Consider the following 13,417-nt stretch of genomic DNA (forward strand, 5'->3'; position numbering starts at 1 on the left):
AAGAACTCCGCTGATTGAGGTTTCATTTTATGACTGTGATGAAAAATAATAGTAATCTAAATAATAGAAAAATGGACTTTAGTTTATAGTTCATATATTGAAATGTTGTATAGATTACTGTGTGTATACAGTTTTTTGCATTCTTTTTTATATTTTTGTATTTTTCTAAAGACAACAATGGAAAAATGGAATAAAATATGTAGGGGTACATAAAAGTAAATATTTTAATAAATGCATATAAGAAAATAAATAATGAAGTGAAACTTCTATCAGTGGATCATTAATTTAGAAAAGAAAGGGTGTGGAATATGCCAGATTTAGTGAGTGATGTAAGCCATTATATGAATTATTTAGTGACGAAACGAAATACTGTTTCTAGTAATATTGCAAATGCAAATACACCTGGCTATAAAGCACAAGATGTAACATTTGCTGAGCAGATGAATAAAAGTAGTGCATTATATAAAAACAATGCGGCTGATTTAAAGAGCAATCCAGATTTATATCAAACGAATGAAATGCACTTGCCGACAGTAAATACGAAAAATACATATGCAAAGATTCAAACAAAATCAATGCAAACGAATAAAGACGGAAATAGTGTGGATGTAACGACAGAAATGCTAGATTTAATGAAAACAAATCAGTTATACGGTATTTCAGTTAACGCAATTAATACACAATATGCAATTAACCAAGCGGCACGCGGACGTTAAAGGTAGAAGGAGAGACAACGGATGTTTCAGGCAATTAATGCAAGTGGCTCAGGGCTAACGACAGCGAGAAAGTGGATGGAAGTTACTTCTAACAATATTGTAAATGCAAATACGACGGCGGCTCCGGGGACAGATTTATATGAGCGTCGTAGTGTGGTGCTAGAATCAAACAATAGTTTTGCAAGTATGTTAGATGGGGCTCCTACTAACGGAGTAAAGATAAAAAGTATTGAAGCAGACAAAACGGAAAATTTAGTGTATGATCCGACGCATCCGCACGCAAATGAAGAAGGATATGTACGTTATCCAAATATTGATGTAACTGCTGAAATGACGAATGTTATGGTTGCTCAAAAAATGTATGAAGCAAATACGAGTGTATTAAATGCGAATAAAAAAATGCTTGATAAAGATTTAGAAATCGGCCGAGGATAAGGGGGAAGATAGTAATATGAAAATCCAACCAATGTTACATACACAACCATTTGGAGCAATTCAGTCAATTGGTGCACCGAAAACTTCTCAAACATCTGTAGTTGAGGGGAAAAAGTTTATTGATTTATTGGAAGATATGAATCAAACGCAAAACAATGCGCAAACAGCAGTATATGATTTACTAACTAAAGGGGTAGGAGAAACACATGACGTTTTAATTCAGCAAAAGAAAGCTGAGTCTCAAATGAAAACGGCTGCTCTCGTACGTGATAATCTTATTGAAAATTATAAGTCACTAATTAATATGCAAATTTAGGAAAGTGGACGGGTGTGTTTAAATGGAAAAGATGAAAAATGTTATCCAATCGTTAAAAACGTGGCATAAGTTAGTAATTGGTGCTGCGCTTTTAGCGATTGTAACAGGAGCACTTTTATACTTCACCTTGCCAGATAAATATGTTGTTGTATATCAAAATTTAAATGATACAGATAAACAAGAGATTACAGCAGAATTATCGAAGTTAGGTGTCGATTATCAATTAGCGGCCGATGGTTCGATTCGTGTGCAAAAGAATGATGCTCCATGGGTTCGAAAAGAAATGAATGGGATGGGCTTACCGTTTAATTCTAAAAGCGGTGAGGAAATTTTATTAGAAAGCTCGCTCGGTTCAAGTGAGCAAGATAAAAAAATGAAGCAAATTGTCGGTACGAAGAAGCAATTGGAGCAAGATATTGTAAGAAACTTTGCGACAGTTGAAACGGCAAATGTTCAAATTACATTGCCTGAAAAAGAGACAATTTTTGATGAAGAAAAAGCAAAAGGAACAGCGGCGATTACAATTGGGGTGAAGCGTGGCCAGTTGTTAACAGCTGATCAAGTTGCAGGTATACAGCAAATGATAAGTGCAGCAGTTCCTGGTGTAAAGGCAGAAGAAGTAAGCGTTATTGATAGTAAAAAAGGTGTTATCTCAAAAGGGACAGATGAAGCACATTCTAGTAGTTCTTCTTCTTATGAGAAAGAAGTAGAGATGCAGCACCAACTTGAAGGTAAATTAAAACAAGATATTGATGCAACGTTAATGACGATGTTTAAACCGAATGAATATAAAGTGAATACGAAAGTATCTGTAAACTACGATGAAGTTACACGTCAGTCAGAGAAATATGGTGATAAAGGTGTACTTCGTAGTAAACAAGAGCAAGAGGAAAGCTCTACTGCGCAAGAAGGGGCAGATCCGAAGCAAGGTGCTGGTATTACAGCGAACGGTGAAGTGCCAAACTACGGTACGAACAATAATCAAAATGGTAAAGTTGTCTATGATAATAAAAATGGTAACAAAATCGAAAACTATGAAATAGATAAAACAGTTGAAACAATTAAGAAACACCCAGAATTAACGAAAACAAATGTTGTTGTATGGGTAGATAATGATACGCTAGTAAAACGTAGAATGGATATGACAACTTTTAAAGAAGCAATCGGAACAGCGGCAGGACTTCAAGCTGATCCGAACGGTAACTTTATAAATGGTCAAGTTAACGTTGTAACTGTTCAGTTCGATCAGCCGAAAGTCGAAAAAGAGAAAGAGCCAGAAAAAAGTGGCATGAACTGGTGGTTATTCGGTGGAATTACAGCTGGCTTATTAGCGATCGGTGGTCTAGTATGGTTCTTATTAGCAAGACGTAAGAGAAAGAAAGAAGAAGAAGAGGAATATGAAGAATACTTAGCAGAAGATGAAATTGCTGCAAGTAATGAAAGTATCTTGGAAATTCCTGAAGAAAAAATAGTGCCAGAGCCAAAACCTGAACCAGAAGAACCGAAAGAACCAACGTTAGATGAACAAGTGCAGGATGCTACGAAAGAACATGTAGAAGGTACTGCAAAAGTAATTAAAAAATGGCTAAACGGACAGTAAGGGAGGAACAACGATGTTAGATGAAATCTCCTCCAAAGAAAAAGCTGCCATCCTTATTCGTACATTAGAAGAAGGGGTGGCAGCAAAAGTCATTGAATATATGACAGCTGAGGAAAAAGAAGTATTACTTCGTGAAATCGCGAAGTTTCGTGTATATAAACCAGAAACGTTAGAAAATGTACTGGGAGAGTTCTTATATGAACTAAATGTAAAAGAATTGAACTTAGTCACTCCAGATAAAGAATACATTCGTCGCATATTTAAAAACATGCCAGAAGACGAACTGGAAAAATTATTGGAAGACCTTTGGTATAACAAAGATAATCCATTTGAATTCTTAAATTCACTTACAGATTTAGAGCCACTTCTTACAGTGCTTAATGATGAATCACCACAAACAATTGCAATTATCGCTTCTTATATTAAACCGCAGCTTGCTTCTCAATTAATTGAGAGATTGCCAGATCATAAACGAGTAGAGACGGTAATGGGTATTGCGAAGTTAGAACAAGTTGATGGTGAATTAATTAATCAAATTGGTGAGTTGTTAAAATCGAAATTAAATAATATGGCATTCAGTGCAATTAATAAAACTGATGGCTTGAAAACAATCGTAAACATTTTAAATAATGTTTCACGTGGTGTTGAAAAAACAGTCTTTCAAAAGCTGGATGAAGTCGATTATGAGTTATCTGAGAAAATTAAAGAAAATATGTTTGTCTTTGAAGACTTACTTGGTCTTGAAGATCTTGCGCTTCGCCGTGTATTAGAAGAAATTACAGATAACGGTGTTCTTGCGAAAGCACTTAAAATTGCAAAAGAAGAAATTAAAGAGAAACTATTTACATGTATGTCTTCAAACCGTAAAGAGATGATTCTAGAAGAATTAGATGGCTTAGGACCGCTTAAGATGACGGATGCTGAAAAAGCACAGCAAACGATCACTGGTACAGTGAAAAAGCTAGAGAAAGAAGGAAGAATTATCGTTCAAAGAGGTGAAGAGGATGTCCTTATTTAAAAACAGAATTCCGAAGAATTCTGTTTCTTTTTCTGAAGAAACGTATGAATTACAATTTCCAAAACCAGCTTCAGTTCAAATAGAAGAGGAAGAATTACAAGCTGATCATGCAGAGCTTCGCGCCCAGCAAGAGTCATTACATATGGAAATGAATCAGCTAAGGCAAGAGAAGCAAATGCTAGAACGAGAGCGGCAGCAGTTATTACAAGATAAAGAACAATTTCAAATGCATATTCATGAACAAATGGAACAGATGGAAGCAGCGCGTGTGCAGTTTCAAAAAGAACAACAAGAAACAGCATATGAATGGACAGAGTTATTATGGGATCAATCTTTTCATCTAGCAGAAAAAATCGTGAATCAAGCGGTAGATTCACGATCGCTTGATGTGTTACCTATTTTAACTGGCATCGTGCAAACATTGCCAACTTCATTTGAAAAATTAATCATTACAGTACATCCAGAAACGTTTGAACGTATTCAAGAAGAGAAGGAAAATACGAAAGAATATTGGTTACTACAATTAGTAGAATGGAAATATGATTTCTCCTTGCAGTTTGGTGAATTTGTTCTGGAAGAAGAGAAAGAGTTCTTTGAATTTAAATTTGCACCTATATTTGCGAAACTTCGTCAGAAATGGGAAGAAGAGAAGTTATTTGAGGAGCAAAATGTATGAGCCGTCTGTTAATGAATGAGAACGAAAAATGGAATAAGTTCATTGAAACACCACTGTATACGAAAGTAGGCAAAGTTCATAGTGTACAAGAACAGTTTTTCGTAGCAAAAGGGCCGAAAGCGAAGATTGGAGATGTTTGCTTCGTTGGAGAACATAAGGTCTTATGTGAAGTGATTGCCATTGAAAAAGAAAATAATATGCTACTTCCATTTGAACAGACAGAAAAAGTATGTTATGGAGATTCAGTGACTTTAATTTCAGAAGATGTTGTTGTACCACGTGGTAATCACTTACTCGGAAAAGTGTTAAGTGCAAATGGTGAAGTATTAAATGAGGAAGCTGAAAACATTCCATTACAGAAAATAAAACTAGATGCACCGCCTATACATGCATTTGAACGTGAAGAGATTACCGATGTATTTGAAACAGGAATAAAATCAATTGATTCTATGCTAACAATTGGTATCGGTCAAAAGATTGGTATTTTTGCTGGGTCAGGTGTTGGTAAATCTACTTTACTTGGAATGATAGCAAAAAATGCAAAAGCTGATATAAACGTTATTAGTTTAGTAGGAGAACGTGGCCGGGAAGTAAAAGACTTTATTCGAAAAGAGTTAGGCGAGGAAGGGATGCGAAAAAGCGTCGTTGTTGTAGCGACGTCAGATGAAAGTCATCTTATGCAACTTCGTGCAGCGAAGCTTGCAACGTCTATTGCTGAATACTTCCGTGATCAAGGCAATAACGTATTACTTATGATGGACTCTGTTACTCGTTTCGCCGATGCACGAAGAAGTGTTGATATTGCTGTTAAAGAGTTACCGATTGGTGGTAAAACACTGTTAATGGAAAGTTATATGAAGAAGCTGTTAGAACGGTCCGGGAAAACACAAAAGGGATCTATAACAGGTATTTATACGGTGCTTGTTGATGGGGACGATTTAAATGGCCCTGTACCAGATTTAGCACGTGGTATTTTAGATGGACATATTGTATTAAAGCGTGAGCTTGCAACGCTTAGTCATTATCCTGCAATTTCAGTATTAGATTCAGTAAGTAGGATTATGGAAGAAATCGTGTCGCCACATCATTGGCAACTTGCAAATGAAATGAGGAAAATTTTATCAATTTATAAAGAAAATGAATTGTATTTTAAGTTAGGAACGATTCAAGAAAATGAAGAAAATGCTTATATTTTTGAATGTAAAAATAAAGTAGAAGGTATAAATACATTTTTAAAGCAAGGTCGATCGGATAGTTTCCAATTTGATGATATCGTTGAAGCGATACACCATATAGTATAAGGCCTCTGCCTAAGAGGTCTTATTTTTTTGTTTTTTAATATTTCACAGATTTTTTTGGAAAAAAACTATATAATAGAAAAAGAGAACGTTATAATAGGAAGGGGCTATGAAAACAGGTGGATAAACAGCAGTACGACACAATAAAATTGCAAATAAATCAAGAAAAAGAACATATTTTAAAAGAAGTGTATGAATTAACAGCTGAAAAAAGAAAAATAGAACAAAAAAAAGAATATGATTTATATGTTGTGAAATCGCGTAGTAAAGTCGTACAAACTGGGCAACGTATTATGGCGGGCATGCTTTCTTCACATACGTTTTCACCTGAAAGAATAGAAGAATGGAATCGAAAAATTAAAAAAACGGAAGGTTTTATTCAAAAAAATGAAAGCCTTTTAGAGCAAGTAAAAGAAAAAGAACGTGTCATTGATGAGATGTATCAAGAAAATTGTAAAAAGCTTGCGAAAGCACAAGAAAAGCTGGAAGAAAAAATGCTTCTGGATTTGAAAATGTGTATGAATGGATGAGGTGAATGTAGTGATACAGTCTGTATTACCGGTGCAACAAAGTTTACCTCCGCAAAAAGAAAAAGGGCTAGAAGTACAATCAAAAAATGAAGATTCTTCATTCGATCGTACGATGAGAATGGAAAATAAAAAACAGCCGCAAACGGAGAAAACGAAACGAGAAGAAGCACCACCAGAAGAGAAAAAAGATTATATTCTTTCTAAAAAATCGGTAACGAAAGAAGAACCAAATGTAAAGAAAGAAGAAAAAAAAGAGACAGAACAGTTGTTATTAGCTGTATCTGAGCAAATGGTTGCAATTGAGCAATTACATGTGCAGCCGGAATTGTTATATCAATACATACAAAAAATACAAGAGCTATATAAAGAATATGGCAATATTAAACTTAATGAATTACCTGCAGCTGAATTACAACAATTACAAGAACTTCTTTCAAATATGAATATCAAAAATGCTATATGTTTAGAAGATACAATGCAAATGGTATTAGACAAAATGAAGATGCCGGAGCAAACGATGCAAGCATTGAAGGTTGTAGAAACAGAAACTTGTAATATTGCAAAGAAACAAGAAGAGTTTAAAGACGTAGATCTTCCGAAAGGTGAGAGCGATGATGCAAAGGTAGAGTTGCCAGAGGTTGATGCATTAAATGATTCGAGCTCTACAGGTGCAGAGTTATTAAATAAAACGACGAGTACCGAACAAGTAGGGAAATCAAATAGTGGTGCTGAGAAAGTTTCATTACCTGACTTAGGAAAGAAAATGGAAGCACAAGTAGAAGCGCTGCAAAAATTTGTAGTGAAACAAGAACGTGTTTTATTTCAGTTAAATCCAGAAAAACTTGGTACATTAACAGTGTTTATGAAAAAACACGGAGATCGAATTGATGTTCACGTAGAAATGGAAAAACACGATGCGAAAAAACGTGTTGAAATCATTTTTGATGAATTGAAATTAAAGTTAAAAGAAAAAGAAATCAATATTCAAATTAGCTATTCAGATAAAGATGAAAATCGTAAAGAACAGCGAGAACAAGAGCAAAGGCAAAAACAGAAATTAGCAAATACAAATCATGAAAAACAACAATCAACAGAATTTGCGGGATTATTGGAGGAATAAAGCGTGCCAACAGTTGGATTAAATACAACGAGTACAAATCATATTCCGTTACAAGCAGGAGCGCAAAAAAGTAATGTACCTGTTAATGGTGTACAATCGCCAGTGCAACAAAGTAATGGAGTTTCGGCAGGAGCGCAAAAGACTCCTGGGGTAATGGGGAAAGATGATTTCCTAAAATTGTTTTTATCAAGTTTCCAACATCAAGATCCATTTAATGCGATGGATATGAATCAAATGATGAATCAGACAGCGCAGTTATCTCTTATGGAACAAGTACAGAATATGACGAAAGCAGTAGATAAGCTGCAATCAACGATGTATTCAACAGCACTTGATGGTGGAATGAAGTTTTTAGGTAAATACGTAAGAGGTGTTGACGGTGACGGAAACAAAGTAACCGGTCAAGTAGAAACAGTTCGCCTTGCGGAAAATAACGATGTACAGCTCGTTATTAATAATAAGGTTGTATCTCTTCGTTTCGTTGAGAGAGTGTCTGATAAACCGATTGGGGAAACGAACCCAGAAGACGCAAAGAAAGACGATCAAAAAGTAACTGAAGAAGTAAAAACTACAAATTCATAAGGAGTGTCCATACGTTATGATTAAAGCGTTATATACAAGTATTACAGGGATGAATGCAACACAAAATGCATTAAGTGTAACTTCAAATAATATTGCCAATGCACAAACAGTAGGTTATAAAAAACAAAAAGCAATGTTTGATGATTTACTATATAACAATTCGATTGGTGCAAAAGGTGACGGTAAATACGCAGGAACAAATCCGAAAAGTATTGGTAACGGTGTGAAAATGAGTGGTACAGTTACGGATTATAGTGATGGTACAATTACGTTAACAGGTGGCAAAACACAAGCCGCAATGGAAGGTAATGGTTTCTTCGTTGTAGGTGATTCAAAAGGCGGAAATATGGAATTTACTCGTAAAGGTACGTTTGGGATATCTTCAGATTACTATATTACGAATACTGAAGGTCAATATGTATTTGCATACCCTGCGAATGAGGCAACTGGTGAAGTTGATTTATCTGGAATTCCAGGACCGTTGCAAATTCCAATGGGAACAGCAATTGGTGGTATTCGAACATCGAAAGGGACAATTAAAGGTAATATTCCAACTGGTGAAAAACAAATTACACAAGATTTACCTGTATATGATAATGCGGGGAATACATGGACAATGCGTGTCGAGTTTAAACAAACGAGCGAACATAATTATACATATAAAGTACAAATGCGTAATGACTCGAAAAAAGAAACAGAGTTTAAGGATGTTCCAGGTGCAGGTGGTAATATGACATTTGATGCTGTTGGAAATCCAAATCCGAAAGAGCAAGGGGCCAATATTCCATTTGATGGCGGCTCTATAAAATTAGACTTAAGTCATTTAACAAACCATCCAACAGATAAAACATTATCAGTAACAGACGTAGATGGTAGAGCAGCAGCGACGGTTAAAGATTGCTTCATTGCTGACGGTGGATATGTAATGGTAAAATATTCTGATGGAAGTATGAAATCAGCTGGTCAATTAGCTGTTGCGATGTTCCCGAACGAAGGCGGACTAATGAAAACAGGTAATGGTAACTATACAGCGACGAATACAACAGGTATTTTAGCACTTGGTGCATCTGGTCAAAATGGTGCAGGTAAAGTACGCGGTGGTGCACAAGAAGGTGCAAACGTAGATTTATCTGTAGAGTTCGTTGACTTAATGTTATACCAACGCGGATTCCAAGGAAATGCGAAAGTAATTAAAGTTTCAGATGAAGTATTAAATGAAGTTGTAAACTTAATTCGATAATATATCGCATGGAAAAAATGTAATGGAGTAGGAAGGGTTTTTTATTCGTATGACAAGACAAGAGCGAATTTTACAATTGCCTTTTTTCGAAAATAAACGTGAACTTGCCGAGCAAGTATTAAAAATAGAACGAGAAGAGCATGTATATTTACCAGATCAATTTGAAATTAAGCAAGTGCCTCCGTATTCATTTGGCGAAAAACAAGCAATCATTGGCCGTATCCATGAGTTTTATTTCATAAGTGTTGGTAGCGATAGCGTTTGGAAGTATCAACTGTTTAAGGATGAGATGAAGTGTCGTGAGTTTTTTGTTATGTTGCCAAATATTACGGATCAGCAGATAGCGTTTTGGTTTAATAACATAGAGTTATTGAAAGGTTCTTAAAAGCACTTTTTAGGTTTTGAGAGAGGACCTGGCGATGTTTTGGAGCGGTTAGTGCCTAATAGAGTCCCGACCGATGTGTAAGACCAGAGATATGTAGCGTTACTAGAGTAGTGTGGTAGTGTAAGAAGTGGTAATATAAAATAGCTTTAAGTTAATTTAAGGTAGTTGTAGTATACAATTAGACTGAATTTCTATAAAAGGAGAGGTGAGGAGGATGGCGCAAAATAAGTATCGCGTTACATTCATTTCGCCGAGTGAGGTTGAGCAGCGGACTGTAATGGCGGCGAATAGTTTGCCAGATTTAATCCGTAAAGTAGAGAGTATTATTGCCGATCCAAACGGTTATTTTGTGAATGATAAAAAAAATAATTGCTATTTTAAAGTGATTAAAGAAAATGTTACGTTTATTCAATATGAGTTACTATTTTCGGATAAGGAAATTCATATTGAAAAATTAAAACATATAGCACCGGTGGTATTAAAACGATTATTCGAAAAAATAAATGACCCGGAATTATATGCACTCGCGCTACTTGATGTTGATATAGCAACGAAAGAATATGTGCTAGCAGAAATGAATTCTGAGCTGAGAATAAGAGTAGAGACGGAGCTTTCGAAAAAATGGGAAGCAATGCCGACGGAAGTTGTAGGAGCACAAGAAGTGTTATTAGAGGCACTTGCTTCGTTTATACAAGATTAATTGTTTTTTTTGTAAAATGAATCGATCGACTATCTATATTTTTTATATAGGTAGTTGACTTTTTCGCTTTTATAAAGCTTAATAATTAGATATACGGAATTAATGGAAGGGGAGCGACACCTTTATGTCACAAGCACAAAGTATTTTATTAGAAAGCGGAACAAATGAATTAGAGATTGTTACGTACACTGTTGGTGAAAACCTATTTAGTATTAATGTAATGAAAGTACGTGAAATCATTAATCCATTCCCTGTTACAACTGTGCCAGAATCTCATCATGCAGTTGAAGGTGTTGTTCAAGTACGTGGTGAAATTTTACCTGTTATTAACTTGGCAATGGCTCTTAATTTAAAGTCAACAAAGCCACTTGATCAAACGAAATTTATCATCTCAGAATTAAACCAAATGAAAGTTATTTTCCGCGTTGATGAGGTGCATCGTATTCAACGTATTTCGTGGGAACAAATTGATGAACCAGCTTCATTATCTATGGGACTAGAAGAAACGACATCTGGTATTGTAAAACTAGATGGAAAAATCATCTTACTATTAGATTATGAAAAAATTGTATGTGAAATTAGCGGCACTGGTTATGACAATAAATCAATTGCAGGGTTAGAACAAAAAACAGATCGAGCTGAAAAAGTAATTTATATTGCAGAAGATTCAGCGATGCTTCGCCAAATATTAGAAGAAACATTATCATCAGCTGGATATACGAAAATGAACTTCTTCAGCAATGGGGCAGAAGCGTTAGCGCAAATTGAAAAATTAGCGAAAGAGCAAGGCGAGAAAATGTTTGAACATATTCACTTGCTAATTACGGATATTGAAATGCCAAAAATGGATGGACATCATTTAACGAAAGTGGTTAAGGATAGTGAAGTAATGAATCGTTTACCTGTCATTATTTTCTCTTCATTAATTACAAATGAATTATTCCATAAAGGTGAAGCTGTAGGAGCAAATGCTCAAGTAAGTAAGCCAGATATTCAAGAGCTAATTGGTTTAGTTGATAAGTTAGTACTTTAAAAGCTTCTATTTAGCCGGAATAGAAGCTCTAGCCAAGTGTTGAGCGGGTCAGTGCTTAATAGAGTCCTATGCGATGTTGAGACCAGAGATATGGAATGGTTATAGGTAAGTAGAAGAGCTGGTGTATAACATGTTTCTATTTAGTAGGAATAGAGGAACTACTTATGTAAGGAAGTTTTCAGTGCTTAATAGAGTCTTATGCGATGTGAGTTCAGAGGTATGAAGTAGTTTTAGGTAAGAAGAAGCGAGACTTCGATTGAGGATTTGAAGACTGGGTTTATAACTCTATTCTGTTAGAGAGAGGAAGGAATTAGCCATGTGTAAGCATTGGTTAGTTCCTTTTTAGTATTCTATACTTTAAGCTGGCAAAAAAATGAAAGGTTTCTGAGGTGTTTGTCGCTGTATGTAAGTAAAATCTTCATTTGAAGATTTTTGATTTAAAAATATAAGTGAACGTATTTTTGGGATTATTTTAGTTATATTTCGTGGTAACGCAAATTTTTTCGGTGAAAAAATATTCAAAATACCATATAATATAATTAAATGTAATTAATATGCAATTTTACATATTAATAAAAAACATTTTCCAAATTTTTATACTTTCTATATATTTTTGTATGTTTATTATTTGACAGATAATTTCGAACTGTTATAATATGGATATGTAAAAATTGCTATTTTCTTAAAAGACATGGGAGTCAGATGAGAATTGTGAAAGGATGAGGGGGAGTGGCACAGATTATGTATCACCACACAGCAATTAATGTATTAGGTCTTTTACAAAACATGTCAAATAATAAAATGAACGATATGCAACTAGAGGTGGAATTAAAAAAAATAGAAAAAGAATTCCAAGTAAAGTATGAAGAGTTAGTTGATTTACATAATAGAATGGTATTATTTCAAATAGATATAGAAAAAAATGGCGGGATGCGAGCATATGAAAAATCAGCAATTACATGGCTGAAGTCTGAACTAGAGCTACTTTATGAAGTGTATCAATTTTGTCAACGTCACGGTTTAAACATTTTAAATATTTCAAAATACGTAAGTAAAAATGAACTAAATCTTTTTCCGAAAACAGAAAGTCAATTGCAAAATACGTATTATAAATTGAAAAAACGTGAAATACCGTTTGAAAATATTGAAAAACAAAAACCAGGACGAAAGCGAAAATATATACCAGTAAAAGAGACAATCGTTGCAAGAAAGCAAGAAAACGAGTACGAATTAAAAGAAGAAATCCAGCATAAAGAGGATGAAAAAAATCTTGTAACAGTTATATCTGGTATCGTTGATAACTTTGAAACAATTAATCAATGTAGTGAAAGGAAAGAAGACGAACTACATCAGTTTATGGAAGGTATTTATAAGCTTTCTAGCATGGCAGCAGGGCGTTCTAGAGAAGCAAAGAATACACGTAGTCTAGAAGGTGAATTGCAGTCGTTACAACTAGAAAATGAAAGGCTAAAACGAGAGAAAGAAGAGCTTGTACAAGATATTAAAGGTATGACGCAGCTTTTAATTCATTTCATTACAAGTTCTGATATTGATCAAATTCGTAAATTACCAACTTTCGTACAAGATTGTAAAATGGAATTACATAAACTTGGGCTATATAATGCACAAGACGGAAAAATGAAAATAATGGTTGACCGTAGCGGACAAGTTATGACGGTAACACAGTAATAAAATTTGGGTACAAAATAAAAGGGAGATACATAGTTTATATGTATTTCCCTTTTGTTTTGTATGGAATCGTTCCAAA

Annotated in this window: 15 protein-coding genes; all 15 read left to right on the forward strand. The window is 34.7% G+C overall.

Annotation, left to right across the window (positions count from 1 at the left end):
* Positions 1-308 precede the first annotated feature (308 nt).
* Positions 309-716, forward strand: a complete 408-nt coding sequence (gene flgB / locus DOS87_RS08435) for a flagellar basal body rod protein FlgB (protein ID WP_001113110.1) — start codon at positions 309-311, stop codon at positions 714-716.
* A 21-nt stretch (positions 717-737) separates the two neighbouring features.
* The gene (gene flgC, locus DOS87_RS08440; protein ID WP_000484685.1) at positions 738-1,151 is read left to right on the forward strand and encodes a flagellar basal body rod protein FlgC; all 414 of its coding nucleotides are present in this window, start codon (positions 738-740) and stop codon (positions 1,149-1,151) included.
* Positions 1,152-1,167: 16 nt separating this feature from the next.
* The gene (gene fliE / locus DOS87_RS08445; RefSeq protein WP_000701672.1) at positions 1,168-1,467 is read left to right on the forward strand and encodes a flagellar hook-basal body complex protein FliE; all 300 of its coding nucleotides are present in this window, start codon (positions 1,168-1,170) and stop codon (positions 1,465-1,467) included.
* A 22-nt stretch (positions 1,468-1,489) separates the two neighbouring features.
* Complete coding sequence (gene fliF, locus DOS87_RS08450; RefSeq protein ID WP_000413949.1) at positions 1,490-3,067, forward strand: flagellar basal-body MS-ring/collar protein FliF; 1,578 nt, start codon at positions 1,490-1,492, stop codon at positions 3,065-3,067.
* A gap of 13 nt (positions 3,068-3,080) precedes the next feature.
* On the forward strand, positions 3,081-4,085 hold the full coding sequence (gene fliG / locus DOS87_RS08455) for a flagellar motor switch protein FliG (protein WP_000883364.1): 1,005 nt from the start codon (positions 3,081-3,083) through the stop codon (positions 4,083-4,085).
* Complete coding sequence (locus DOS87_RS08460) at positions 4,072-4,761, forward strand: FliH/SctL family protein (RefSeq protein WP_016082179.1); 690 nt, start codon at positions 4,072-4,074, stop codon at positions 4,759-4,761. Before fliG ends, DOS87_RS08460 begins: the two co-directional genes overlap by 14 nt.
* Positions 4,758-6,062 carry a flagellar protein export ATPase FliI gene (gene fliI / locus DOS87_RS08465; RefSeq protein ID WP_016077906.1) on the forward strand — a complete coding sequence of 435 codons (1,305 nt, stop codon included), beginning with the start codon at positions 4,758-4,760 and terminating at the stop codon, positions 6,060-6,062. The genes DOS87_RS08460 and fliI overlap by 4 nt, the downstream gene beginning before the upstream one ends.
* Before the next feature lie 116 nt (positions 6,063-6,178).
* Complete coding sequence (locus DOS87_RS08470; protein WP_000360860.1) at positions 6,179-6,589, forward strand: hypothetical protein; 411 nt, start codon at positions 6,179-6,181, stop codon at positions 6,587-6,589.
* Between the two features lie 10 nt (positions 6,590-6,599).
* Positions 6,600-7,709: a flagellar hook-length control protein FliK gene (locus DOS87_RS08475; RefSeq protein WP_142330493.1), complete on the forward strand. Its 1,110-nt coding sequence runs from the start codon at positions 6,600-6,602 to the stop codon at positions 7,707-7,709.
* A 3-nt stretch (positions 7,710-7,712) separates the two neighbouring features.
* Entirely contained in the window at positions 7,713-8,291 is a 579-nt protein-coding gene (locus tag DOS87_RS08480; protein ID WP_001143462.1) for a flagellar hook assembly protein FlgD, read from the forward strand.
* 16 nt (positions 8,292-8,307) lie between these two features.
* Positions 8,308-9,531 carry a flagellar hook protein FlgE gene (locus DOS87_RS08485; protein ID WP_000588320.1) on the forward strand — a complete coding sequence of 408 codons (1,224 nt, stop codon included), beginning with the start codon at positions 8,308-8,310 and terminating at the stop codon, positions 9,529-9,531.
* A 49-nt stretch (positions 9,532-9,580) separates the two neighbouring features.
* A complete protein-coding gene (locus DOS87_RS08490; RefSeq protein WP_000198166.1) occupies positions 9,581-9,916 on the forward strand; it encodes a DUF3964 family protein in 336 nt (111 codons plus the stop codon).
* Positions 9,917-10,130: 214 nt separating this feature from the next.
* Entirely contained in the window at positions 10,131-10,616 is a 486-nt protein-coding gene (locus DOS87_RS08495) for a hypothetical protein (RefSeq protein WP_000068302.1), read from the forward strand.
* A 124-nt stretch (positions 10,617-10,740) separates the two neighbouring features.
* Complete coding sequence (locus tag DOS87_RS08500) at positions 10,741-11,649, forward strand: chemotaxis protein (RefSeq protein ID WP_000075943.1); 909 nt, start codon at positions 10,741-10,743, stop codon at positions 11,647-11,649.
* A 741-nt stretch (positions 11,650-12,390) separates the two neighbouring features.
* Positions 12,391-13,338 (forward strand): DNA-binding domain-containing protein, encoded by a 948-nt coding sequence (locus DOS87_RS08505; protein ID WP_136997003.1) that lies wholly within the window; start codon positions 12,391-12,393, stop codon positions 13,336-13,338.
* Positions 13,339-13,417: the final 79 nt, after the last annotated feature.

Source organism: Bacillus sp. CR71 (assembly GCF_003429245.1).
Classification (GTDB): domain Bacteria; phylum Bacillota; class Bacilli; order Bacillales; family Bacillaceae_G; genus Bacillus_A; species Bacillus_A thuringiensis_S.